This window comes from Brachybacterium sp. EE-P12 (assembly GCF_003711805.1).
GTDB lineage: Bacteria > Actinomycetota > Actinomycetes > Actinomycetales > Dermabacteraceae > Brachybacterium.
The window spans coordinates 59,849-83,313 of record NZ_QXCP01000008.1 but is presented as its reverse complement, the minus strand read 5'-3'; the positions used below and the strand labels follow the sequence as shown (position 1 = coordinate 83,313).

At 72.6% G+C, this 23,465-nt stretch carries 22 protein-coding genes and 3 tRNA genes; 20 read left to right on the top strand and 5 right to left on the bottom strand.

Annotated features, from left to right (window positions below):
- Positions 1-104 precede the first annotated feature (104 nt).
- The 11 genes from D1648_RS12080 to D1648_RS12030 all read left to right on the top strand — a co-directional run bounded on the left by D1648_RS12080 (position 105) and on the right by D1648_RS12030 (position 7,337).
- Positions 105-186: transfer RNA gene (locus tag D1648_RS12080), tRNA-Tyr, on the top strand.
- An 83-nt stretch (positions 187-269) separates the two neighbouring features.
- Positions 270-342: transfer RNA gene (locus tag D1648_RS12075), tRNA-Thr, on the top strand.
- 54 nt (positions 343-396) lie between these two features.
- Positions 397-473, top strand: a tRNA-Met gene (locus D1648_RS12070).
- A gap of 97 nt (positions 474-570) precedes the next feature.
- Positions 571-741 (top strand): 50S ribosomal protein L33, encoded by a 171-nt coding sequence (rpmG, locus tag D1648_RS12065; RefSeq protein WP_029360274.1) that lies wholly within the window; start codon positions 571-573, stop codon positions 739-741.
- 171 nt (positions 742-912) lie between these two features.
- Complete coding sequence (locus D1648_RS12060) at positions 913-1,362, top strand: MaoC family dehydratase N-terminal domain-containing protein (protein ID WP_122942169.1); 450 nt, start codon at positions 913-915, stop codon at positions 1,360-1,362.
- An 84-nt stretch (positions 1,363-1,446) separates the two neighbouring features.
- Positions 1,447-1,932, top strand: a complete 486-nt coding sequence (locus D1648_RS12055; protein WP_122942167.1) for a MaoC/PaaZ C-terminal domain-containing protein — start codon at positions 1,447-1,449, stop codon at positions 1,930-1,932.
- Positions 1,929-3,056: a UDP-N-acetylmuramate dehydrogenase gene (locus D1648_RS12050; protein WP_122942165.1), complete on the top strand. Its 1,128-nt coding sequence runs from the start codon at positions 1,929-1,931 to the stop codon at positions 3,054-3,056. Before D1648_RS12055 ends, D1648_RS12050 begins: the two co-directional genes overlap by 4 nt.
- Before the next feature lie 149 nt (positions 3,057-3,205).
- Positions 3,206-4,474, top strand: coding sequence for a serine hydroxymethyltransferase (gene glyA / locus D1648_RS12045; protein ID WP_122942162.1), 1,269 nt, complete (start codon positions 3,206-3,208; stop codon positions 4,472-4,474).
- A gap of 81 nt (positions 4,475-4,555) precedes the next feature.
- Complete coding sequence (locus tag D1648_RS12040) at positions 4,556-5,449, top strand: bifunctional methylenetetrahydrofolate dehydrogenase/methenyltetrahydrofolate cyclohydrolase (RefSeq protein ID WP_122942159.1); 894 nt, start codon at positions 4,556-4,558, stop codon at positions 5,447-5,449.
- 52 nt (positions 5,450-5,501) lie between these two features.
- Positions 5,502-6,323, top strand: a complete 822-nt coding sequence (locus D1648_RS12035) for an exodeoxyribonuclease III (RefSeq protein WP_122942157.1) — start codon at positions 5,502-5,504, stop codon at positions 6,321-6,323.
- A 141-nt stretch (positions 6,324-6,464) separates the two neighbouring features.
- Complete coding sequence (locus D1648_RS12030; RefSeq protein ID WP_122942155.1) at positions 6,465-7,337, top strand: alpha/beta fold hydrolase; 873 nt, start codon at positions 6,465-6,467, stop codon at positions 7,335-7,337.
- 184 nt (positions 7,338-7,521) lie between these two features.
- On the opposite strand, the gene D1648_RS12025 is transcribed toward D1648_RS12030, so the two are convergent.
- The 4 genes from D1648_RS12025 to sdhC form a co-directional block, all read right to left on the bottom strand.
- Positions 7,522-8,277 (bottom strand): succinate dehydrogenase iron-sulfur subunit, encoded by a 756-nt coding sequence (locus D1648_RS12025; RefSeq protein WP_122942153.1) that lies wholly within the window; start codon positions 8,275-8,277, stop codon positions 7,522-7,524.
- Complete coding sequence (sdhA, locus tag D1648_RS12020; protein WP_122942150.1) at positions 8,277-10,052, bottom strand: succinate dehydrogenase flavoprotein subunit; 1,776 nt, start codon at positions 10,050-10,052, stop codon at positions 8,277-8,279. Before sdhA ends, D1648_RS12025 begins: the two co-directional genes overlap by 1 nt.
- A gap of 85 nt (positions 10,053-10,137) precedes the next feature.
- Positions 10,138-10,593, bottom strand: coding sequence for a succinate dehydrogenase hydrophobic membrane anchor subunit (locus D1648_RS12015; protein ID WP_122942225.1), 456 nt, complete (start codon positions 10,591-10,593; stop codon positions 10,138-10,140).
- Positions 10,594-10,598: 5 nt separating this feature from the next.
- A complete protein-coding gene (gene sdhC / locus D1648_RS12010) occupies positions 10,599-10,976 on the bottom strand; it encodes a succinate dehydrogenase, cytochrome b556 subunit (protein ID WP_122942148.1) in 378 nt (125 codons plus the stop codon).
- A gap of 268 nt (positions 10,977-11,244) precedes the next feature.
- Here sdhC and D1648_RS12005 point away from each other — a divergent pair, with 268 nt between their 5' ends.
- The 8 genes from D1648_RS12005 (at position 11,245) to D1648_RS11970 (ending at position 21,548) form a co-directional block, all read left to right on the top strand.
- Entirely contained in the window at positions 11,245-12,438 is a 1,194-nt protein-coding gene (locus D1648_RS12005; protein ID WP_122942146.1) for a mannose-1-phosphate guanylyltransferase, read from the top strand.
- 111 nt (positions 12,439-12,549) lie between these two features.
- Entirely contained in the window at positions 12,550-13,791 is a 1,242-nt protein-coding gene (locus D1648_RS12000; RefSeq protein WP_122942144.1) for a M20 family metallopeptidase, read from the top strand.
- Positions 13,792-14,015: 224 nt separating this feature from the next.
- Positions 14,016-15,131 carry a BMP family protein gene (locus D1648_RS11995; RefSeq protein ID WP_122942142.1) on the top strand — a complete coding sequence of 372 codons (1,116 nt, stop codon included), beginning with the start codon at positions 14,016-14,018 and terminating at the stop codon, positions 15,129-15,131.
- Positions 15,132-15,234: 103 nt separating this feature from the next.
- Positions 15,235-16,806, top strand: coding sequence for an ABC transporter ATP-binding protein (locus D1648_RS11990; protein ID WP_122942140.1), 1,572 nt, complete (start codon positions 15,235-15,237; stop codon positions 16,804-16,806).
- A 49-nt stretch (positions 16,807-16,855) separates the two neighbouring features.
- Complete coding sequence (locus D1648_RS11985; RefSeq protein ID WP_370239793.1) at positions 16,856-18,385, top strand: ABC transporter permease; 1,530 nt, start codon at positions 16,856-16,858, stop codon at positions 18,383-18,385.
- Positions 18,382-19,719: an ABC transporter permease gene (locus tag D1648_RS11980; RefSeq protein WP_122942137.1), complete on the top strand. Its 1,338-nt coding sequence runs from the start codon at positions 18,382-18,384 to the stop codon at positions 19,717-19,719. Before D1648_RS11985 ends, D1648_RS11980 begins: the two co-directional genes overlap by 4 nt.
- Positions 19,720-19,764: 45 nt before the next feature.
- Positions 19,765-20,205, top strand: coding sequence for a cytidine deaminase (locus D1648_RS11975; protein WP_122942135.1), 441 nt, complete (start codon positions 19,765-19,767; stop codon positions 20,203-20,205).
- 29 nt (positions 20,206-20,234) lie between these two features.
- Positions 20,235-21,548 carry a thymidine phosphorylase gene (locus D1648_RS11970; protein ID WP_122942133.1) on the top strand — a complete coding sequence of 438 codons (1,314 nt, stop codon included), beginning with the start codon at positions 20,235-20,237 and terminating at the stop codon, positions 21,546-21,548.
- A 38-nt stretch (positions 21,549-21,586) separates the two neighbouring features.
- Here D1648_RS11970 and D1648_RS11965 read toward each other — a convergent pair whose 3' ends face one another.
- Positions 21,587-22,648 (bottom strand): NUDIX domain-containing protein, encoded by a 1,062-nt coding sequence (locus D1648_RS11965; protein WP_122942131.1) that lies wholly within the window; start codon positions 22,646-22,648, stop codon positions 21,587-21,589.
- 107 nt (positions 22,649-22,755) lie between these two features.
- On the opposite strand from D1648_RS11965, the gene deoC reads away from it, so the two are divergent.
- Entirely contained in the window at positions 22,756-23,421 is a 666-nt protein-coding gene (gene deoC, locus D1648_RS11960; protein ID WP_122942128.1) for a deoxyribose-phosphate aldolase, read from the top strand.
- Positions 23,422-23,465 lie beyond the last annotated feature (44 nt).

The window sequence follows — 23,465 nt, the reverse complement described above, 5'->3', positions numbered from 1 at the left end:
GCCCTCTCTGGGTTCGCGCCCAGGCCGCAGGCCCGCTATGCTGTTCCGAGTCCGCTTCCGGCGGCCGTGGGACTCGGGTCCGGCGGGCGACGGGAGAGGGTCGCGGCAGATTACCCGAGCGGCCAAAGGGAGCTGACTGTAAATCAGCTGGCATTGCCTACGGGGGTTCGAATCCCTCATCTGCCACGCGGAGGATCCTGTGATCCGAAGCACCGGGGCCCGCCCCCGAATTGCCTCCGGGCAAGGAGACGGGTAAGGTTCACCGGGTTGCCCTGATAGCTCAGTCGGCAGAGCGTCTCCATGGTAAGGAGAAGGTCAAGGGTTCGATTCCCTTTCAGGGCTCTGATGGATGCGGCGGCCCGGTCTCATTCGAGATCGGGCCGTTTCATCGGTCACGCCGGGGTAGCTCAGACGGTTAGAGCGCACGACTCATAATCGTGAGGTCGCGGGTTCGATCCCCGCCCTCGGTACCACGCCGGTCCCCACCGGAGTGCAGAATCCACATCCCCCGAGTACGGGGACCCACGAGGCGCGCCGCCGGGTGCGCCACCCGGACGAAAGAGGCGAACCGTGGCGAGCAAGAGCTCTGACGTGCGTCCCAAGATCACCATGGCGTGTGTCGACTGCAAGGCGCGCAACTACATCACCAAGAAGAACCGTCGCAACACCCCGGATCGGCTCGAGCTCTCGAAGTTCTGCCCGACCTGCGGCAAGCAGACGGCGCACCGCGAGACCCGCTGAGCGGGCGCTCCGCAGCGTCCACGAAGGCCACCCGGCACCGCTGGGTGGCCTTCGTCATGTCCGGCGGCGGTGCCGTGGACGGTCCGGCCTCCCGCAGGCGCGGCATCGCGGTGAGATGATCGGTGGGTCCGCATCCGTCGGCCCCGGGCCGACCCGACCTCGGGAGACACAGTGACCACCACCCCCGATCCCGCCTTCGCCAGCCGCACCTACCCGTCCGGCCCCGTGCACACCGTCTCGGCCGCGAAGATCGCCGAGTTCGCCCGTGCCACCGGCGCGCCCTCCCCGCTGCACACCGACCCCGAGGCCGCCCGCGCGGCCGGGCACGCCGGCGTCGTGGCGCCGCCCACCTTCCTGGTCTCTCTCGCCCAGGCCACCGAGGCGCAGTACGTCGAGGACCCCGCCGCCGGGATCGACTTCTCCCGCGTGGTCCACGGCGAGGAGTCCTTCACCCTCCACCGGCCCGTCGTCGCCGGGGACCGGCTCGTGCCGACCCTCACCGTCGAGTCCGTCCGCGCCGCCGGCGGGCACGCGATGGTGACCACGCGCGTCGACCTCGCCGACGAGGACGGCGCGGAGGTCGCCGCCGTGCGCAGCATGCTCGTCGTCCGCGGCGACTGAGCGCCGCCGCACCCCGCCGCCCGCCAGCGGCCCCGGCCCCTCGGAGCCGACGCCCACGCCGCCACCGCATCCCCAGGAGCAGAGATGACCAGCAGCCCCACCGCCCCCGCCGGGACGATCGACCTCGCCGCGCTCGCCGTCGGCGACGTGCTCGCCCGCACCACCCACACCCTCGACCGCGACACCCTCGTGCGCTACGCCGGGGCCTCCGGCGACTTCAACCCCATCCACTACAACGACGCGGTCGCCGAGGGCGCCGGCCTCCCCGGCGTCATCGCCCACGGCATGCTCACCATGGGCACCGCGATCACCGGGCTGCTCGAGGCCGTCGGCGACCCGACCCTCGTCACCGCCTACTCCACCCGCTTCACCGGGATGGTGCCGGTGCCCCCCACCGGCGAGGTCACCCTCGAGGTCGTCGCGACCGTCGGCGCGATCGACGCCGCGGCCGGCACCGCCCGCGTGGACCTCACCGCCGAGGTGGACGGCGCGAAGGTACTGGGCCGGGCCCGCGCCACCCTCGCCCTGCCCCGCACCGCTCAGGGCGCCGACGGGCAGGACCGGGCATGAGGCTCTCCGAGCTCACCACCCTCCGCATCGGCGGCGAGATCCGGAAGCTCGTCGAGGCCCGCACCGCCGAGGAGGTCATCGAGGCCGTCTCCGCCGCCGACGAGGCCGGCGAGCCGCTGCTCGTCCTCGGCGGCGGCTCGAACCTCGTCGCCTCCGACGAGCCCTTCGAGGGGACCGTCGTGCTGCTGCGCGATCCCGAGGAGCCGCCGCTGCTGGACGCGACCTGCGAGGTCGGCGCCTCGGGGGAGCCCGACGGGATACCCGTGGACCCCGCGGACCTGACCCCGCTGGACCCGACCTGCGGCGGCGCGATCGTCGAGTACTTCGCGGGGGTGAACTGGGACCGTGCGGTGCGCTACGCGATCGCCCGCGAGATGGTCGGGATCGAGGCCCTCTCGGGGATCCCCGGCACCGTCGGCGCGACCCCGATCCAGAACGTCGGCGCCTACGGCCAGGAGGTCGCCGCGACGATCTCCCGGGTGCGCACGTGGGACCGCGAGAAGCGGGCCGTGCGCACCTTCTTCGCCGCCGACTGCGGCTTCACCTATCGCGACAGCGTCTTCAAGCGCACCCGCTACAGCGGCCCGGTCCCCTCGGCGACCGGCCGCTACGTGGTGCTGTCGGTGACCTTCCAGCACACGATCGGCTCGCTCTCGGCCCCGATCCGCTACGCCCAGCTCGCCGCCGAGCTCGGCGTCGAGGTCGGGGACCGGGTGCCGATGAGCCGCGTGCGCGAGGCGGTGCTGCGGGTCCGCGGCGCCAAGGGCATGGTCCTGGACCCCGATGACCATGACACCTGGAGCGCGGGCTCGTTCTTCACCAACCCGATCCTGGACCGCGAGGCGGCCGACGCCCTGCCCGAGCAGGCCCCGCGCTACGAGGCGGGCGAGGGCCGGGTCAAGACCAGCGCCGCCTGGCTCATCAGCCACTCCGGCATCGAGCGCGGCCACGCGGTGGGGGAGCGGGCCTCCGTCTCCACCAAGCACTCCCTCGCGCTCACCAATCGCGGCGGCGCCAGCAGCGAGGATCTCGTCGCCCTCGCCCACGACGTCCGGTCGCGGGTGCTGGAGCGCTTCGGGATCCGTCTCGAGCCCGAGCCGGTGCGCCTCGGCCTCGACCTCTGAGCGCGGCGGCGAGCCCGCCGGCCGTTCCTCGAGGCCGGCCCGCACTCCCGTCGGCCGAGGAGTGAGCGTCGGGACGACCGCGGGTGCTCGGCGTTCTAGGATGGCGTGACGGCTGCTCGCCGCCCCCTCACCCCGTCCCAGGAGGCCCCGTGAACGTCCTCGACCAGTCTGTCGCCGACATCGATCCCGAGATCGCCCAGGTGCTCGATCGCGAGCTGGCCCGACAGCAGGGCACGCTCGAGATGATCGCCTCGGAGAACTTCGTGCCGCGCTCCGTGCTGCAGGTGCAGGGATCCGTGCTCACGAACAAGTACGCCGAGGGCTACCCGGGCAAGCGCTACTACGGCGGCTGCGAGGAGGTCGACGTCGCCGAGCAGATCGCGATCGACCGCGCCAAGGCCCTGTTCGGCGCCGAGCACGCGAACGTCCAGCCCCACTCGGGCGCCACCGCGAACGCTGCGGTCATGCACGCCCTGGCCCGCCCCGGCGACAAGCTCATGGGCCTCTCGCTCGCCCACGGCGGCCACCTCACCCACGGCATGAAGATCAACTTCTCCGGCCGTCTCTACGACATCGTCGCGTACGAGACCGAGCCGGGCACGGGCCTGATCGACATGGACAAGGTGCACGAGCTCGCGGTCGCCGAGCAGCCCAAGGTCATCGTCGCCGGCTGGTCCGCCTACACCCGCCAGCTCGACTTCCCCCGCTTCCGCGAGATCGCCGACGAGGTCGGCGCCGCCCTGTGGGTGGACATGGCCCACTTCGCGGGCCTCGTCGCTGCGGGCCTGCACCCCAGCCCCGTCCCCTACGCCGACGTCGTCTCCACCACGATCCACAAGACCATCGGCGGCCCCCGCTCCGGCATGATCCTGTGCAAGGAGGAGTGGGCGAAGAAGATCGACTCGGCCGTGTTCCCCGGCCAGCAGGGCGGCCCGCTCATGCACGTCGTCGCTGCGAAGGCCGTCGCGCTGAAGATCGCCGCGTCCGACGAGTTCAAGGACCGCCAGGCCCGCACCCTCGAGGGCGCGCAGATCCTCGCGGACCGCCTCCAGGCCGAGGACGCGAAGGCCGCGGGCGTCAAGGTCATCTCCGGCGGCACCGACGTGCACCTCGTGCTCGTGGACCTCGTCGACTCCGAGCTCGACGGCCAGCAGGCGGAGGACCGCCTGCACGAAGTCGGCATCACCGTGAACCGCAACGCCGTCCCCAACGACCCGCGCCCGCCGCGGGTCACCTCGGGGCTGCGCATCGGCACCCCGGCGCTCGCCACCCGCGGCTTCGGCGCGGCGGAGTTCACCGAGGTCGCCGACGTGATCGCGCTGGCCCTCACCGGCGGCGCCGACGTCGAGAGCCTCCGCGCACGCACCGCGAAGCTCGCCGAGAAGACGCCGCTGTACGCCGAGCTGCAGCAGCACTGACCATCGGGCGGGGTCCGGCGCGCAGCGCGTCGGACCCCGCCTGCCGCCCGCACCACCGACCCCTCACCCAAGGAGAGCGTCATGACGGCCCAGATCCTCGACGGCAAGGCCACCGCGAAGACCATCAAGGAGGAGCTGGCCGAGCGCGTGGCTCGTCTCGTCGAGGCGGGTCACCCCCGCCCGGGGCTGGCGACCGTGCTGGTGGGCGATGATCCCGGCAGCGCCGCCTATGTGCGCGGCAAGCACCGCGACAGCGAGCAGATCGGGCTGAACTCGATCCAGAAGCATCTGCCGGCCGATGCCACGCAGGAGGACGTCGAGGCGGTCGTCGACGAGCTCAACGCCGATCCGGCCTGCACCGGATACATCGTCCAGCTCCCGCTGCCGGAGCAGATCGACACCGACGCGATCCTCGAGCGCATCGACCCAGCGAAGGACGCCGACGGCCTGCACCCCACGAACCTGGGCCGCCTGGTGCTGAACGCCTACGCCCCGATCCACACGCCGCTGCCCTGCACCCCCCGCGCCGTGATCGAGCTGCTCACGCGGCACGATCTGGACCTCAAGGGCAAGGACGTCGTCGTCATCGGGCGCGGCGTGACCGTCGGCCGGTCCATCGGCGCGCTCATGACCCGACGCAGCATCAACGCGACGGTCACCCTCACCCACACGGGCACCGTGGACCTGCCCGCCCACCTGCGCCGCGCCGACGTGATCGTCGCCGCCGCGGGCGTCGCCCACCTGGTGCGTCCCGAGGACGTCAAGCCCGGCGCGATCGTGCTGGACGTCGGCGTCTCCCGGCAGGAGGACCCCGCCGGCGGGAAGGCGAAGCTCGTGGGCGACGTGGACCCGGCCGTCGCGGAGGTCGCCTCCTGGATCAGCCCCAACCCCGGCGGCGTCGGCCCGATGACCCGTGCGCTGCTGGTCAGCAACGTCGTCGAGGCTGCCGAGCACGCCGCAGGGCTCGAGCTCTGAGCCCGGGGTGCGACGTCCTCGGGCGTCGCAGGCCGCTGACATACTGGGGCGCATGACTTTCACCCTCGCCACCGTCAACGTCAACGGCCTGCGGGCCGCCGCCCGCAAGGGCATGGCCGACTGGCTCGCGCAGACCGCGGCCGACGTCATCACCCTGCAGGAGGTCCGCGCACCCGACGAGCTGCTCGCCGACCTCGTGGGGGAGGGGTGGACGATCGTCGGCCAGGCCTCCGAGCTCAAGGGCCGCAACGGCGTCGCAATCGCCGCCCGCACCTCGCTCGAGCGGATCGACCTCGAGGGCGTGCGCCGCGGCCTGCCCGGTCTCACCGAGCCCACCCACACCGGGCGCTGGCTCGAGGCCGACCTCGAGGACCCGCTCGGCGACGGCAAGGACCTCACGGTCATCTCCTGCTACATGCACTCGGGCAACACCGAGAAGCCGCAGACCATGACCGACAAGTACGCCTTCCTCGACGTGGCCATGGAGCGCCTGGCCGCGCTGCGCGCCGACGGCCGCCACGTGGTCCTCACCGGGGACCTGAACATCGCCCACGCCAACAACGACATCAAGAACTGGAAGGGCAACCTGAAGTCCGCCGGCTTCCTGCCCGAGGAGCGCGCCTATCTCGACCGTCTGCTCGTCGAGGGCGACTGGGTGGACGTGCAGCGGCGCCTCGCCGGCGACGTCCCCGGCCCGTACACCTGGTGGTCCCAGCGCGGCAAGGCCTTCGACAACGACGCCGGCTGGCGCATCGACTACCAGCTGACCACGCCCGAGCTCGGCGAGCGGGCGACGGACGCACAGGTCGACCGCGCCCCCAGCTATGACACCCGCTGGTCCGACCACGCCCCGCTGGTGGTCACCTACGCCTGAGCCTCATTCAGCGGACCTGCGCCGCGGGCTCGGGACGTCTCGTACCGTCGCTTCGCGGCGGTTCCCTTCGGTCGTTCCGTGCCCTACGGTGGGGCGCAGTCCGCCCCGGGCCCACGGGACGGAGACCCCGGAGGAGCGACCATGGCCGAGCGCCGCACGCTGACCCTTCCCGACGCCGAGATCGTCCACCAGCTGCACGGTCCGCTGCCTCCCGCGGACGGCAATCCCGTCCTGCTGATGATCGGCCAGCCGATGACCTCCGAGGGCTTCGCCGAGCTCGCCGCCGAGTTGCCGGGACGGACCGTGGTGACCTACGACCCGCGCGGGCTGGGGGAGAGCACCCGCAGCGACGGCAGCGACCTCCACGATCCGCGGATCCAGGCGGAGGACCTCCACGCGCTGATCGGCGAGCTCGGCGCGCCGGTCGACGTGTTCGCCAGCAGCGGCGGCGCGGTCGCGGGCCTCGCGCTGGTGACCGCGCATCCGGACGACGTGCACGTGCTGGTCGCGCACGAACCTCCCGTGCTCGGCGTGCTGCCGGACGCCGAGACGGCCGCGGAGGCGAACGCCGCCGTCACCCGCGCCTACCAGGAGCGGGGCTGGGGCGCCGGCCTGGCGGCGTTCCTCCACATGACGTCGTGGCAGGGGGAGTTCACCGACGGGTATCTCGCCCAGCCCTCGCCGGACCCGGCCCGGTTCGGCCTGCCCGTCCAGGACGACGGCTCCCGGGACGACCCGCTGCTGTCCGGGGCGAGCGCTCCGGTCACGGGATACGCGCCGGACCTCGACACGCTCCGCGCCTCCTCGGCCACGATCGTGATCGCCGTCGGCGAGCGGACCGGACAGGCGCTCACCGCCCGCACCGCCCGTGCTCTTGCCGCGCTGCTCGGCCAGGAGGCGGTGGACTTCCCCGGTGACCACGGCGGCTTCACCCGGCAGAACCCCGCCGATCCCGGGGACCCGGCCGCCTTCGCCGACCGACTGCGAGAGGTGCTCGCCGACGCTGCCGCCTGAGCAGCCGGCGACGGGCTGATGGGCGCGTCCCGGGCGGCCCGGCGCGCAGAAATGTCCCCCTGCGACTCATGTCGAGCCGATCATGAGTCGCAGGGGGACATTTCCTCACGGGGGCCGCTGCGGGCGGCCGGCGCGGGCGGCCGAGGTGTCGACGCGCCGGGTGCGGCGGCGTCGGCCCGCCGGCTCAGACCCGGCCGCGGATCACGGCCTGCTTCACCTCGGCGATCGCCTTGGTCACCTGGATGCCGCGCGGGCACGCCTCGGTGCAGTTGAAGGTGGTGCGGCAGCGCCACACGCCCTCCTTGGAGTTCAGGATCTCCAGCCGCTGCTCGCCCGCATCATCGCGCGAGTCGAAGATGAAGCGGTGCGCGTTCACGATCGCGGCGGGGCCGAAGTACTGCCCGTCGGTCCAGAACACGGGGCAGGAGGAGGTGCAGGCCGCGCAGAGGATGCACTTGGTCGTGTCGTCGAAGCGCTCGCGCTGCTCCGCCGACTGCAGCCGCTCGCGGCTCGGCTCCTGACCGCCGGCGACCAGGAATGGCATGACCTCGCGGTAGGAGTCGAAGAACGGCTCCATGTCGACGATCAGGTCCTTCTCGACCGGCAGGCCCTTGATGGGCTCGACGGTGATGGGCTTGGAGATGTCGAGATCCTTGAGCAGGGTCTTGCAGGCCAGTCGGTTGCGGCCGTTGATCCGCATCGCGTCCGAGCCGCACACGCCGTGCGCGCACGAGCGGCGGAAGGTCAGCGACCCGTCGATGTGCCACTTGATCTCGTGCAGCGCATCGAGCACGCGGTCGGTGCCATGCATGGTGACGGTGAAGTCCTCCCAGTGGACGCCCTTGTCGTCCTCCGGGGTGAAGCGCGCGATGCGCATCGTCACCTCGAACGAGGGGATCTCCCCGGCATCGGCCTGGGGCTTCTCGGCGACGGCAGTCATCAGAACGTGCGCTCCTTCGGCTCGTAGCGGGTGATCACGACGGGCTTGGTGCCCAGACGGATCGGGGTGCCCTCGGCGCCCTCCTCACCCGGCAGGGTGCGGTAGGCCATGGTGTGCTCGAGGAAGTTGGCGTCGTCGCGCGTGTCGAAGTCCTCGCGGAAGTGACCGCCGCGGGACTCCTTGCGGTGCAGCGCGCCGAGCGCCACGATCTCGGCGAGATCCAGCAGGAAGCCGAGCTCGACGGCCTCCATCAGGTCGAGGTTGTAGCGGCGGCCCTTGTCCTGGATCGCGACCGTCTCGTACCGCTTCTTGAGGTCCGTGATCCCGGCCAGCGCCGTCCGGCAGGTCTCCTCGGTGCGGAACACCTGGACGTTCGCGTCCATGAGCTCCTGCAGGTCGGTGCGGATGTTCGCGATGCGGTCCTCGGTCGCGGGCCGGTCGCGCAGGCGCTCGAGCAGCTCGACGGTGGGGGTCTCCACGCCCTCGGGGAGGTCGGGCAGGTCGACCTCCGCGGCGTGCTCCGCGGCGGCGATGCCGGCGCGGCGCCCGAACACGTTGATGTCCAGCAGGGAGTTGGTGCCCAGGCGGTTGCCGCCGTGCACGGACACGCACGCGGTCTCCCCGGCGGCGTACATCCCGGGGATCACGTCGGTCGCGTTGGCGAGGACCTCGCCGCGGATGTTCGTGGGGATGCCGCCCATGCCGTAGTGCGCGGTGGGGAACACCGGGATCGGATCCGTGTACGGCTCCACGCCCAGGTAGGTGCGGGCGAACTCGGTGATGTCGGGCAGCTTCGCGTCGATGTGCGCGGGTTCGAGATGGGTGAGGTCGAGGTAGACGTAGTCCTTCTTCGGGCCGGCACCGCGGCCCTCGCGCACCTCGTTCGCCATCGCCCGGGCGACGACGTCGCGCGGGGCGAGGTCCTTCAGCGTCGGGGCGTAGCGCTCCATGAAGCGCTCCATCTCGCTGTTGCGCAGGATGCCGCCCTCGCCGCGGGCGGCCTCCGACAGGAGGATGCCCAGACCCGCCAGGCCCGTCGGGTGGAACTGGAAGAACTCCATGTCCTCCAGCGGGATGCCGCGGCGGAAGGCCATCGCGGGACCGTCGCCGGTGAGGGTGTGCGCGTTCGAGGTGGTCTTGAAGATCTTCCCGAAGCCGCCCGAGGCGAAGATGATCGACTTCGCGCGGAAGACGTGGATCTCGCCGGTGGCGAGCTCGTAGGTGACCACGCCCGCGGCGCGCACGCCCTCGTCGGTGCGGGGATCGCCGGTCATGAGCACGTCCAGGACGTAGTACTCGTTGAAGAACTCCACCTGCTGCTTCACGCAGTTCTGGTAGAGGGTCTGCAGGATCATGTGGCCGGTGCGGTCCGCGGCGTAGCAGGAGCGGCGCACCGGCGCCTCGCCGTGCTCGCGGGTGTGGCCGCCGAAGCGGCGCTGGTCGATCCGTCCCTCGGGGGTGCGGTTGAAGGGCAGGCCCATCTTCTCCAGGTCGAGCACCGCATCGATGGCCTCCTTGGCCATGACCTCGGCGGCGTCCTGGTCCACCAGGTAGTCACCGCCCTTGACGGTGTCGTAGGTGTGCCACTCCCAGTTGTCCTCCTCGACGTTGGCCAGGGCCGCGCACATGCCGCCCTGCGCCGCGCCGGTGTGGGAGCGCGTGGGATAGAGCTTGGTGACCACCGCGGTGCGGGCGCGCTTGGAGGATTCCAGCGCGGCGCGCATCCCGGCGCCGCCGGCGCCGATGATCACCACGTCGTAGTTATGGGTCTGCATGTCGGGTGACTGCTCCGTTCCGGGAAGACCGTGAAGTGCTGGGGAGAAGGGGAGGGGCGGCCGGATCGCCGGCCGCCCCGGGGCGTCAGCCCTCGCAGAAGGAGGGCAGCAGGCTCGGCTCGGCGCCGACGGGGCAGGGGTCGAAGGTGAAGATCACCAGCGTGCCCAGCACGATCGTGACGACCACCGCGAAGTACAGCAGCGCCTTGAGGACCATGCGCGTGCGGTCGCCGCGGGCGTAGTCGTTGATGATCGTGCGCACGCCGTTGCCGCCGTGGATGAGGCCGAGCCAGAGCATCAGCAGGTCCCAGACCTGCCAGAAGGGGGAGGCCCACTTGCCGCCGACGAAGGCGAAGTCGATGCCCTTGACGCCGTCGCCGAGCCACAGGTTCACGAAGAGATGACCGAAGACGAGGATCACGAGCAGCGCGCCCGAGCCGCGCATGAACATCCACGAGAGCATCTCGGCGTTCAGGCCGCGCTGGCCGGTGCGGCGGTAGCGGGTGGTGGGATCCGGGATCGAGGTGGTGGAGGTCGACATCGCGATCACGCTCCGAACATGTGCATGAGGTGACGGGGGAGGAAGCCGGCCATCAGGACGGCCCACACGATCACGACGCCCCAGAAGAGCTTCCGCTGATGCGTGGTGCCCTTCGACCAGAAGTCCACGAGGATGATGCGCAGGCCGTTGAGGGCGTGGAAGATCACGGCGCCGACCAGGGCGACCTCGCCGAGGCCGAAGACGACGGTCTTGTAGTGGCCGATGACCTCGTTGTACGCCTCGGGCGAGACGCGCACGAGCGCGGTGTCCAGGACGTGCACGAGCAGGAACAGGAAGATCGCCATTCCTGAGATGCGGTGGGCGACCCAGGACCACATGCCCTCGCGTCCGCGATAGAGCGTCCCGGATTGGGCGGAAGCCACGGAGTTCCTCCAGAAGCGTCGAGGTGTCGCCGGGAGCTGGGACGGTGCTCCGCGGCGCGTGGCGCGGGACCTCGGAGGGCCGAGGCCCCCGGGGTCGTCGCAGCGCTGGGCCACCTCACGGGAGGCCGTTTCGCGACACGGCGACATCATCATCGCCCCCGACAGGGGCATCGTCAGCGTAGCACCAGGCAGGAGGCGGGGTGACCCGCTCCGACCCGGGCCTCGGACGCGTCGAGGAGGGGTCGTGAGGGCTGGATACGCTGGGCTCATGCCTGAGGCCCCCTTCATCCCCGTGATCCCCGCCGGAGGCTCCGGCACCAGACTGTGGCCGCTCTCACGCCGCGACCGGCCGAAGTTCCTGCTGGACCTCACGGGGGAGGGTCGCTCGCTGCTGCAGCTCACGCTCGACCGCCTCGCCCCGCTCGCGGACCGACCGCCGATCGTGGTGACCGGCCGCGCCCACGCCGCCGCGGTGCGCGAGCAGCTGGGTGACCACGAGGCCAGCGGCGCCGTGCGGGTGCTGGCCGAGCCGTCGGCCCGCAACTCCATGCCCGCGATCGCGCTCGCCGCGGCGCTCGTCGAGCGGGAGGAGCCGGACGCCGTGATCGGCGCCTTCGCCGCCGACCACCTGATCAAGGACGAGGCCGCCTTCGCCCGCGCGGTCACCGCCGCACGCGACGCCGCCGAGCTCGGGCTGCTGGTCACCCTCGGGATCACCCCCACCTGCCCGTCCACCGCCTTCGGCTACATCCAGGCGGCGGGCGCATCCGCAGACGACGCACCCGCTGACGACGCACCCGCCGACGACGCGCCCGCGGATGCCGCGCTCGCCGGACGGCTGCGCGCCGTCGGCGTCGAGCCCGTCGCGCGCTTCGTCGAGAAGCCCGATCGGGAGCGGGCCGAGGAGTTCATCGCCGCCGGGATGCGCTGGAACGCCGGGATGTTCGTCGTGCGCGCGAACGTGCTGCTCGACGAGCTCGCCGCACAGATCCCCGCCCTCGCCGCCGGGGTGCGGGAGATCGCCGCCGCGCACGGCACCGACGAGGCGCAGCAGGTGCTGGAGAGGGTCTGGCCCACGATGACCGCGATCGCGATCGACCACGCGCTCGCCGAGCCGCTGGCCGCCCAGGGGAGGGTCGCGATGGTGCCGGCGGAGTTCGGCTGGGACGACGTCGGCGACTTCGCCGCGCTCGCCCGCCGGCTGCGGGACCGCGAGGGGCGGGTGCTGCGCGGCGAGGACGGCACCGAGGTCCACGTGGTGGGAAGCGCGAGCGTCGATGCGCACGCCTCCCGGGCCACGGTGTACGGTGCGACGGATCGCCACATCGCCCTGCTCGGGCTGCAGGGCGTCAGCATCGTGGACACCGAGGACGCGCTGCTGGTGCTCGCCGACGAGCAGGCGCAGGCCCTCCAGCACCTCGTCGACCGTCTCGACGCGCAGGGCCTGGACCGGCTGCGCTGACCCCGCGCCGCCGGCCCGTCGCGAGCGGCGCGCACTCCGGCCCGTCGGGCCGATCAGCACGTCCCGGACGAGAGCGTCCGGGACCAGGACACCCAGGACGGGAGCGGACGCGTGGAGCAGTCTCAGCAGGTGCTGTCGGAGGCCTCGCGGCAGCGGGCGATGCTCGGACCGGAGGGCCTGATCGCCCGCACCGTCGCCGAGCGGGCGACGGCGCTGCGGGACGTGCGCCGCCATCTCCACCGCCACCCCGAGCTCTCCCACGAGGAGCACGCGACCACCGACTTCATCGCCCAGCAGCTCGCTGAGCTGGGCCTGGCCCCGCGACGGATGGCGGGCACGGGTCTGATCTGCGACATCCCCGGCGCCGACCCGTCCCTGGAGCTGATGGGCCTACGCGCGGACATGGACGCGCTCGGCATCCCCGAGCTCAGCACCGTCCCGTACCGCTCCACGGTCGAGGGCGTCTCCCACGCCTGCGGCCACGACGTGCACATGAGCGCCGTGCTCGGTGCCGCGACCGCGCTGGTGCGCGTGGCCGACGAGGGCGCGCTGCGACGCGGGGTGCGCCTGGTGTTCCAGCCCGCCGAGGAGATGCACCCCTGCGGGGCGCTCGAGCTGATCGGCCAGGACGTCCTGGACGGCGTCGACTCGATCCTCGCCCTGCACTGCGATCCGGGCGTGGACGTGGGCCATGTGGGGCTGAAGTCCGGACCGATCACCTCCGCGACCGATCCGGTGCGGATCCAGGTGCGCGGCGCCGGAGGCCACACCTCCCGCCCCCACCTCACCCAGGATCTCGTCTACGCGCTCGGCTCGATCGCCACGCAGCTGCCCGCCGCGCTCACCCGCCGCATGGACCCGCGCTCCGGCGTGAACCTCACCTGGGGCGCGATCCACGCCGGCTCCGCCTTCAACGCGATCCCGAGCGCCGGCACCCTCGAGGGCACCCTGCGCTGCCTGGACCACGAGGCCTGGGACCGCGCCGAGCAGCTGCTCGAGGAGGTCCTCGCCGACCTCGTGCGGCCCTGGGGCGTGGAGGCCCGGGTCACCCACGACCGCGGCGTGCCGCCGGTCTCGAACAGCCCCGCGAGTGTCGAGGTGCTGGCCGCGGCCGTGCGCGGCGTGCTCGGGCACGAGAACCTCGACCCCACCGCACAGTCCCTCGGCGGCGAGGACTTCGCCTGGTACCTCGAGAAGGTGCCCGGCGCCCTGGCCCGCCTCGGCACCCGGACCCCGGGCGGACGCACCTACGACCTCCACATGGGAGACCTCATGATCGACGAGCGCGCCATCGGGATCGGGGCGAGCGTGCTCGCCGCCGCCTGCGTGCAACGGGACCTCGCCGACGCCTGAGCCTCCGCCCGGCGCCGGCGCCGAGCGGCCGCCGCGGCCCCGCGCCTGGCCGACCCTTGTACGCCACCTCCGCGTCGATTTCATAACGGTTTCCACGATCTGGGACGGAACCCGCCCCTCGCGCCATGCGCGGGGCTAATGTCCTGAGCGCACGACGACAGCGACGTCGTCACGGAACCCCCGGGGCGCTCCCGGACCCCGCATCCCCACCGGAGGAACCATCCATGAAGAGCATCACGCGCGCCCTCGCCCTCGCCGGCGCCGGGGCCCTCACCCTCGCCGCCTGCGGCACCGCGCCGGAGGAGTCCTCCTCCGGCGGCGGCAGCGATGCCGGCGGCGGCTCGAGCGACTACAAGGCCTGCATGGTCTCCGACTCCGGCGGCTTCGACGACAAATCCTTCAACGAGTCGAGCTACAACGGTCTCGTCGCCGCGAAGGAGAATCTCGGCGTCGAGACGGCCACCTCGGAGTCCAAGGCGGTCTCCGACTTCGAGCCGAACATCAACAACCTGGTCACCCAGAGCTGCGACCTGATCGTCACCGTCGGCTTCCTGCTCGCGCCCGCCACCGGCAGCGCCGCGAGCGCAAACCCCGACACCGACTTCGCGATCGTGGACTCCACCGCGCAGGACGCCGACGGCAACGCGATCGAGGTCGAGAACGTCAAGCCGATCGAGTTCGACACCGCCGAGGCCGCGTTCCTCGCCGGCTACGTCGCCGCGGGCACCTCCGAGACCGGCAAGGTCGCGACCTACGGCGGGATGAACATCCCCACCGTCACCATCTTCATGGACGGCTTCGTCGACGGCGTCGCCCACTACAACGAGGTCCACGACACCGACGTGCAGGCGCTCGGCTGGGACAAGGACTCCCAGGAGGGCTCCTTCACCGGCGACTTCGAGGACCAGTCCAAGGGCAAGGCCGTCTCGGACGAGTTCTACAACGCGGGTGCGGACATCGTCATGCCCGTGGCCGGCCCCGTGGGCGCCGGGACCCTCGCCTCCGCGAAGGAGGGCGAGGGGCGCTACGTGGTGTGGGTCGACGCCGACGGCTACGAGACCAACTCCTCGGATCCCGATGCGCAGGCCGTCATCCTCACCTCGGTGATGAAGGAGATGGCCGTCGCGGTCGAGGACGTCATCACCGGCGCCTCCGGCGGCGAGTTCGACGCGACCCCGTACGTGGGCACCCTCGAGAACGAGGGCGTGGGCCTCGCCCCCTACCATGACCTCGAGGACAAGGTCCCCTCGGAGCTGCAGGACGAGGTCGACGCGCTGCGACAGGACATCATCGACGGCGAGGTCGCCGTCGAGTCGGACGCCTCGCCCGAGGCGGCCTGACCCGCTGCACGGCACGCGGTCCCCACCCCTCGGGGCGGGGACCGCGCCCCGTGCCCACCCACCGCCCGACCGGAGCCGGTCGGCGCCGACGGAAGCGAGTGCTGTGAAGCTCGAACTGCGCGGGATCACGAAGACCTTCGGGAGCTTCGTGGCCAACGACGCCATCGACCTCGTCGTCCAGCCCGGGGAGATCCACTCCCTGCTCGGCGAGAACGGGGCCGGCAAGTCGACCCTCATGAACGTGCTGTACGGGCTGTACCGGCCCGACGGCGGCCAGATCGTCATCGACGACGACCCGGTCTCCTTCGCCGATCCCGGGGACGCCATGGCCGCCGGCATCGGCATGGTCCACCAGCACTTCATGCTCGTGCCCGTCTTCACCGTCGCCGAGAACCTGGTGCTCGGCCACGAGCCGACCCGCCGGGGACTGCTCGACATCGGCGCCGCGCGGACCCTGGTGCGCGAGATCTCCGCCCGCTTCGGCTTCGAGCTGGACCCCGACGCGCTCGTCGAGGACCTGCCCGTCGGCGCGCAGCAGCGCGTCGAGATCATCAAGGCGCTCAGCCACCGCGCCGAGGTGCTCGTGCTCGACGAGCCCACCGCCGTGCTCACCCCGCACGAGACCGACGAACTCATGGCGATCATGCGCCAGCTGCGCGACGAGGGCACCTCGATCGTCTTCATCACCCACAAGCTCCGCGAGGTCAAGGCCGTCTCCGACCGCATCACCGTGATCCGGCGCGGGAAGGTGGTGGGCGAGGCCGATCCCTCCGCGGACCAGGCCGAGCTCGCCTCCCTCATGGTGGGTCGCCAGGTCTCCCTCGCCCAGGACAAGGCCGAGGCGGAGCCCGGCGAGGTCGCGCTCGAGGTCACCGACCTGCGCGTCACCGACGCCGCCGGCACCCGGGTCCTCGACGGGGTCTCCTTCGACGTGCGCCACGGCGAGGTGCTGGGCATCGCGGGCGTCCAGGGCAACGGCCAGACGGAGCTGTCCGAGGCGCTGCTCGGGCTCGAGGAGAACGTCCACGGCTCCGCGCGGCTCGAGGGGCGCGAGCTGGTAGGCCTGAGCACCAAGCAGGTCCTCGACGCGGGCGTCGGCTTCGTCCCCGAGGACCGCACCCATGACGCCCTGATCGCCGACTTCTCCGTCGCCGAGAACCTGGTCCTGGACCAGCACGACCGGCCGCCCTTCGGCAGCGCCCTGGCGATGCGGCTGCGTGCGATCCGGGACAACGCCGCCCGGCTGATCCCCGAGTTCGACATCCGCACCGGCTCCTCGGCCGCCGCCGTCTCCACCCTCTCCGGCGGCAACCAGCAGAAGGTCGTGATGGCCCGGGCGCTGAACCGCGAGCTGGCCCTGCTGATCGCCTCCCAGCCCACCCGCGGCGTCGACGTCGGCTCGATCGAGTTCCTCCACCGCCGCATCCTCGACGAGCGGGACAAGGGCACCCCCGTCGTGATCGTCTCCACCGAGCTGGACGAGGTCACCCAGCTCGCCGACCGCATCGCCGTGATGTACCGCGGCACCATCCTCGGCATCGTGCCGGGGGACGAGGACCGCGACGTGCTGGGTCTGATGATGGCCGGGTACACCGCCGAGGCGGCGCGAGAGGCCGTCGCCTCCGGGGCCCGCACCACCGACTCGCAGCTCGCGGACGAAGGGGACATCGCATGAGCACGCTCCACCGACCCGCCACGAGCCCCCGGCAGGAGGGGAGCGCACGATGATGAGCACCGTCGACGCCGCCGAGACCGGCTCCGCCCCCGGCATCGGCGCGGGCAGCAGCGACACCCCGCCGCCGCCGGAGCACACCGCCGAGACCGCCTTCGCCCGCGCCCTGCAGCGCATCGCGCGCGGCGACCTGCTCGTGGTCGTGATGAGCTTCGTGCTCGCCTTCCTCATCGGCTCCGTGCTGATCGTCATCGCGGACCAGGAGGTCCGCGAGACGCTCGGCTACTTCCTCGCCCGTCCCTCCGACGCGCTGACCGCCATCTGGCAGTCCGTGAGCGAGGCGTACCGGGCGATGTTCCGCGGCGCGATCTTCGACGGCACCGGCTACTCCCGCGCCGCCGACTCCGTCCGCGAGGCCGGCGGCTCCGGCACCTACGTGCTGATCCCCGCGCTCTCGGCCGGGCTGCGGCCGCTGACCGAGACGCTCACCGTCGCGACCCCGCTGATCATCGCCTCCGCCGGGATGGCCGTCAGCTTCCGCGCGGGCCTGTTCAACATCGGCGGCACCGGCCAGCTGATCGTCGGCGCGATGGCCGCCGGGTACGTCGGCTTCACCGCCGACCTGCCCGTCGTGATCCACCTGCTGACCTGCCTGGTCGCCGGCGTCATCGCCGGCGGGATCTGGGGCGGGATCGCCGGCTTCCTCAAGGCCCGCTTCGGCGCCAACGAGGTCATCAGCACCATCATGCTGAACTGGATCGCGACCTACCTGCTGTTCTTCGCCCTGAAGACCAAGGCGTTCACCGGCGCGAACCAGTCCCAGCCCACCTCGCCCTCGATCGGCGAGAACGCGATGCTGCCCCCGCTGCTGGGCGACGGCTTCCGCCTCCACGCCGGGCTGATCCTCGCCGCCGGCGCCGCTGTGCTGCTGTGGTGGCTGATGAGCCGCTCCACGATCGGCTTCCACTTCCGGGCCGTCGGCTCGAACCCGCGCGCCGCGCAGGTCGCCGGCATCTCCCCGGCCCGCACCTCCTTCCTCGTCCTCGCCGTCGCCGGCGCGCTCGTGGGGCTCGCCGGAGCGGTCCACGTGCTCGGCACCGAGAAGCGGCTCACCGAGGGCGTGGCCGGGAACATCGGCTTCGACGCGATCACCGTCGCGCTGCTGGGCCGCTCGGGCCCCGTCGGCATCGTGCTGGCCGGCCTGCTGTTCGCGGCGCTCTCCACCGGCGGGCGCTTCATGGAGTCCAGCCAGGGCGTGCCGTTGGACCTGGTGCAGGTGATCCAGGTGCTCGTGGTGCTGTTCATCGCGGCGCCGCCGCTGGTGCGCACCCTCATCGGCCTGCGCCGCGTCGACCATCCCGGGGCCGCGGCCCGCGTGCGCCGCGCCCGCCGGGCCCGCACCGCCGACGGGGACGCCGGGAAGGCCGCCGCCGCGAGCGGGGCCGCCGCCGGTGCGCCGACGCACCGTGCCGGGGGACCGGACCCCGACCCGGCCCCGGACCCGGGACCCGAGGCCGATCGGGAGGCAGGCCCTGCCCCCGACGCCGACCGGCCCGCCGACCCGCAGGAGGACGAGCGATGAGCACCGCACCCGTCGTGGTCGCCGACGACTCCGCCGTCGAGCGGGCCCTCGACGACACCCGCCCCGCCAGCTGGTGGCACCTGCCCGCGACCACGACCGTGCTGGGACTGCTGGCGCTGGTCTTCTTCGGCCTGCGCGGCATCCCCGGCGTCGAGTCCGTCTACGTGCTGGCGCGAGAGAGCGACCTGAACCCCCTCGGCATCATCCCCGAGTCGGTCACGCTGCCCTCCAAGGGCGGAGCGGTCGCGTTCTCCCTGCTCGCCCTCGCGCTCTCCGCAGCGCTGTGGGTGCTGCAGGCCCGCGTCGCCCGGCCCCGGGCCCGGCTGCGGGTCACGCTCGTGGTCGTCTTCGCGCTCGCCTGGATCCTCGCCTTCATGACCTGGGTGATCTCCCAGCGCACCCTCGACGTCACCACCCTGCTGCAGGGCACGATCGTGCTCGCCGTGCCGCTCGCCTTCGGGGCGCTGTCCGGGGTGCTCTCCGAGCGTGCCGGCGTCATCAACATCGCCATCGAGGGGCAGCTGCTCTTCGGGGCCTTCGGCGCCGCGCTCATCGGCTCCCTCACCGGCAGCGTCTGGATCGGACTGCTCGCCGCACCGCTGATGGCGCTGATCATGGGCGCTCTGCTGGCCCTGTTCGCGGTCGGGTACCACGTCCAGCAGATCATCGTCGGCGTCGTGCTGAACGTGCTCGCGATCGGCGTGACCTCGTTCTTCTTCGGCACCGTCATGCGGGAGAACCCCTCCCAGTTCAACGCGGCCATGCGCCTGCCCACCCTGCGCCTCCCCGTGCTCGCGGACCTGCCCGTCATCGGCCGGGTGCTCTTCGACCAGAACATCCTCGTCTACCTCATGTGGATCATCGTCGCCGGGCTCACGGTCGCGCTGTTCCGCACCCGCTGGGGGCTGCGCGTGCGCGCCGTGGGCGAGCACCCGAAGGCCGCGGACACCGTCGGCATCGCCGTGAACCTCACCCGCTGGAAGAACGTGCTGCTCGGCTCCGCGGTCGCGGGCCTGGGCGGGGCGACGCTCACCATCGGCACCGGCGTCGCGTTCGGCGAGGAGATGAGCGCCGGCAAGGGGTACATCGCGCTGGCCGCGATGATCCTGGGCCGCTACCACCCCGTCGGCGCGCTGCTGGCGGCGCTGACCTTCGCCTTCGCGGACTCGCTCCAGCTGCGCCTGGGCACGATGACCGCCTCGGAGGGCGGGGTCTCCATCCCCGGCGACTTCCTGCTCATGCTCCCCTACATCGTGGCGCTGTTCGCGGTGGCGGGCGTGGTGGGCCGGGTGCGCGTCCCCGCCGCCGACGGCCAGCCCTACATCAAGCAGTGACCGCGCGCCGGGCGATCCGGTCCCGTCAGTGAGAGCATCGAGGTCATGACCGAGCACGCCACGCCCCCCGCCGCCGCTGAGCCCGACTTCGCCCCGCTGCTCGCGGAGGCTCGGGAGATCGCCGAGCGCGCCTACGCCCCCTACTCCCGGTTCCGGGTCGGCGCGGCCGCGCTCACCGAGGACGGCCGGCTCGTGCGCGGCTGCAACGTCGAGAACGCCGGCTACGGCGTGACCCTCTGCGCCGAGTGCGGGCTGATCAGCGAGCTGGTCGCCGGCGGCGGAGGGAGGCTTGACCGCTTCGTGTGCGTGGGCGGGGACGAGCACCTCGCCCGTGACGAGCGCGAGGTGGTCATGCCCTGCGGCCGCTGCCGCCAGCTGCTCTCCGAGCACGCCGGAGCGGGGCTCGTGCTGCTCACGCCCGAGGGGCCGCGCACCATGGCCGAGGTCCTCCCGCAGGCCTTCGGCCCCGCCGACCTCGCCCGCTGACCGCCCCCGACCACCCCAGGAGACCCGTCATGACCGCCACGACCGACAGCCCCGCCGTCGAGCCCTTCGACGCCGTCGACGTCATCCGCACCAAGCGCGACGGGCAGCGCCTCGAGAGCGCCCAGATCGACTGGGTGATCGACGCCTACACCCGCGGCGTCGTCGCCGAGGAGCAGATGGCGGCACTGGCCATGGCGATCTTCGTGCGCGGCATGGAGCGCGAGGAGATCGCGGACTGGACCGCCGCCATGATCGCCAGCGGCGAGCGGATGGACTTCTCCGCCCTGGCCACGCCCACCACCGACAAGCACTCCACCGGCGGGGTCGGCGACAAGATCACGCTCCCGCTCGCGCCGCTGGTCGCCTCCTACGGCGTCGCCGTCCCGCAGCTGTCCGGTCGGGGGCTCGGCCACACCGGCGGGACCCTGGACAAGCTCGAGGCGATCCCCGGCTGGCGCGCCTCCCTCAGCAACGAGGAGATGATGCGTCAGCTCGCGGAGGTCGGCGCCGTGATCTGCGCGGCCGGCTCCGGTCTGGCGCCGGCGGACAAGAAGCTCTACGCCCTGCGCGATGTCACCGGCACCGTCGAGACGATCCCGCTGATCGCCTCCTCGATCATGTCCAAGAAGATCGCCGAGGGCACCGCCGCGCTCACCCTCGACGTCAAGACAGGCGCGGGCGCCTTCATGAAGGACGAGGCCGACGCCCGCGAGCTCGCCCGCACCATGGTCGACCTCGGCACCGACGCGGGCGTGCGCACCGTCGCGCTGCTCACCGACATGTCCGCCCCGCTCGGCCGCACCGCCGGCAACGGCCTCGAGGTGCGCGAGTCGCTCGAGGTGCTCGCCGGCGGCGGACCCGCCGACGTGGTCGAGCTGACCTGCGCGCTCGCCCGCGAGATGCTCGAGGCCGCCGGGGTGAGCGACCCCGACGTCGAGGCCGCGCTCGCCGACGGCCGCGCCATGGATTCCTGGCGCGCCATGATCTCCGCCCAGGGAGGCGAGGTCGACGCCCCGCTGCCCACTGCGCAGCACGTCGAGGAGCTGCGGGCGAGCGAGGACGGGGTCGTGACGGGCCTGGACGCGATGGGCGTGGGCGTGGCCGCATGGCGCCTCGGGGCGGGCCGCTCCCGCCCGGGCGAGGCCGTGCAGGCCGCCGCCGGGGTCGAGATCGAGAAGCACCTGGGGGATCAGGTGCGGGCCGGGGACGTGCTCGCCCGTCTCCACACCGACGCCCCCGAGCGGATGGGCCGCGCGCTCGAGGCGCTCGAGGGCTCCTGGACCCTCGCCGCGCCCGGCACCGCCCTGCCCGAGCGCCGGATCGTCCTGGACCGCATCGCCTGACCCCGGCCGACGGCCCGGCAGGGCCGCGCCCGCCCGGGTCAGGCGCCGCGCAGGGCGGGGAGGATGTGCTCGGTCATGAGCGGGGCGAGGCGCGGGCCGGGGCCGGGCTCGGAGACGAGGAGCCATCGGTGATCTGCGAGCTCCGCCCGCACCGAGAGCGGCTCCGGAAGCGCCGTGCGGCAGCGGAACACCGTCGAGCGCACCCGCGTGGACGGCTCGTTCGCCGCGACCGCCTCGAAGTCGCCCAGCGGCTCGAGATCCTCGGCGCGCAGGCGCACCCCGAGCTCCTCCTCGACCTCCCGCAGCGCCGCCTCGATCGCGGACTCGCCCGGCTCGAGCTTCCCGCCCACCTGCATGTAGGAGCCGGTGCCGCGCTTGCGCACCGCGAGCAGCTCCTCGCCGCGCGGACTGTCGCGGAGGAAGGCGACCGCGGTGATCCGCAGCAGTCGCTCCCCGCCCGCGCCGGAGCGCTGGCGGCGCTCGGCCGCGGTGAGCGCGGCGAGGCGCCGCAGCAGCCGCGTGCCCTCCCTCAGCCCCACCGGGCGCATCCCCGCCGCGCGCCAGGCGGCGAGATCCCCGCCCTGCTCGCGGGCCAGCGCCCAGCCGCGGCGCAGGAGAGTCAGCGGAGGCTTGCGGCCCTCGCGCAGGTCCCGCATGAGGCGCAGCGCGAACACGAGCGGGACCGGGCGCTGCAGCACGATCGCGTCGGCCAGCAGCCCCAGCTCCCGCAGCGGCGCGATGAGCTGCGCCGCGAAGATCCCCTCGGCGATGATCAGCTCCGCGTCCTCGGCGTGCATCACGGCGGTGCCGGTGCGGCGCGAGAGGGGGATGGAGTAGACGGGGACCTCGGCGACGCCGTCGTGGGCGAGGGCGGTGAGCGCCTCGAGCGCGGCGCCCGCGTTCCACGAGGCCGGGTCGTCCCAGTCCACGATGCCGAAGCGGCGGGGCAGCGAGGGGTCGTCGTGGTCCCGGTAGAACTCGTCCAGCGGCACGGTGGGCAGTCCGGCCCGACGTGACATCACGCCCTTGCCGCTCCCCGAGGGACCGGCGACGATCACGATGCGGCGCGGGGGACGGGGGAGCGCAGAGGGGCCGGTCATGGACGACGATTCTACGGGCACGGCGCGGGCCGGCCGTCGTCCCGAGGACGTCCGCAGTCCGTCGCCGGCAGTGTCCGTCCGGCCGTGGACATGGCAGGATTCGGTTCATGACCGCACTCGAGAACGCCCAGCTCGCCCAGCTCATCGACCACACCCTGCTCAAGCCCGAGGCCACCCGCGCCGACGTCGACGCCCTCGCCCGCGAGGCCGAGGCGCTCGGCACCTGCTCGATCTGCGTCTCGCCCTCGATGCTCCCCGTGGAGACCAGCGTGAAGGTCGCGACCGTCTGCGGCTTCCCCTCCGGGCAGCACAGCGCCGAGGTGAAGGCCTTCGAGGCGCGTGAATCCGTGGCCAAGGGCGCGGACGAGATCGACATGGTGATCAACGTGGGCCTGGCCCGCGCCGGTCAGTACGACGCGGTCGAGCACGAGATCCGTGCGGTCCGCGACGTCGCGAAGGCCCCGGTGCTGCTCAAGGTCATCATCGAGTCCGCCGCGCTGAGCGATGAGCAGATCGTCGCCGTGTGCGAGGCCGCCGAGCGCGCCGGAGCCGACTACGTGAAGACCTCCACCGGCTTCCACCCTGCGGGCGGCGCGAGCGAGCACGCGGTGCGCCTGATGCGCGAGACCGTCGGCGACCGCCTCGGCGTGAAGGCCTCCGGCGGGATCCGCACCCGCGAGGCGGCCGAGGCGATGGTCGCCGCCGGGGCCAGCCGGCTCGGTCTGTCCTCCTCGAAGGCCATCCTCGAGGGCGGCGCCGGCAGCGGGTACTGAGCGGGCTCCTCCCGGGCGGCGAGGACCGCTCGCCCCGCGGGCGG

Excerpts from the sequence above, each read along its gene's own strand:
- D1648_RS12055 (WP_122942167.1), top strand. The coding sequence starts at position 1,447 with ATGACCAGCAGCCCCACCGCCCCCGCCGGGACGATCGACCTCGCCGCG.
- D1648_RS12015 (WP_122942225.1), bottom strand. The coding sequence starts at position 10,593 with ATGTCGACCTCCACCACCTCGATCCCGGATCCCACCACCCGCTACCGC.
- D1648_RS12005 (WP_122942146.1), top strand. The coding sequence starts at position 11,245 with ATGCCTGAGGCCCCCTTCATCCCCGTGATCCCCGCCGGAGGCTCCGGC.
- deoC (WP_122942128.1), top strand. The coding sequence starts at position 22,756 with ATGACCGCACTCGAGAACGCCCAGCTCGCCCAGCTCATCGACCACACC.
- D1648_RS11995 (WP_122942142.1), top strand. The coding sequence starts at position 14,016 with ATGAAGAGCATCACGCGCGCCCTCGCCCTCGCCGGCGCCGGGGCCCTC.
- D1648_RS11965 (WP_122942131.1), bottom strand. The coding sequence starts at position 22,648 with ATGACCGGCCCCTCTGCGCTCCCCCGTCCCCCGCGCCGCATCGTGATC.
- D1648_RS12040 (WP_122942159.1), top strand. The coding sequence starts at position 4,556 with ATGACGGCCCAGATCCTCGACGGCAAGGCCACCGCGAAGACCATCAAG.
- D1648_RS12035 (WP_122942157.1), top strand. The coding sequence starts at position 5,502 with ATGACTTTCACCCTCGCCACCGTCAACGTCAACGGCCTGCGGGCCGCC.
- D1648_RS11975 (WP_122942135.1), top strand. The coding sequence starts at position 19,765 with ATGACCGAGCACGCCACGCCCCCCGCCGCCGCTGAGCCCGACTTCGCC.
- D1648_RS12025 (WP_122942153.1), bottom strand. The coding sequence starts at position 8,277 with ATGACTGCCGTCGCCGAGAAGCCCCAGGCCGATGCCGGGGAGATCCCC.
- D1648_RS12050 (WP_122942165.1), top strand. The coding sequence starts at position 1,929 with ATGAGGCTCTCCGAGCTCACCACCCTCCGCATCGGCGGCGAGATCCGG.
- D1648_RS11985 (WP_370239793.1), top strand. The coding sequence starts at position 16,856 with ATGATGAGCACCGTCGACGCCGCCGAGACCGGCTCCGCCCCCGGCATC.
- D1648_RS11980 (WP_122942137.1), top strand. The coding sequence starts at position 18,382 with ATGAGCACCGCACCCGTCGTGGTCGCCGACGACTCCGCCGTCGAGCGG.
- D1648_RS12030 (WP_122942155.1), top strand. The coding sequence starts at position 6,465 with ATGGCCGAGCGCCGCACGCTGACCCTTCCCGACGCCGAGATCGTCCAC.
- sdhA (WP_122942150.1), bottom strand. The coding sequence starts at position 10,052 with ATGCAGACCCATAACTACGACGTGGTGATCATCGGCGCCGGCGGCGCC.
- D1648_RS11970 (WP_122942133.1), top strand. The coding sequence starts at position 20,235 with ATGACCGCCACGACCGACAGCCCCGCCGTCGAGCCCTTCGACGCCGTC.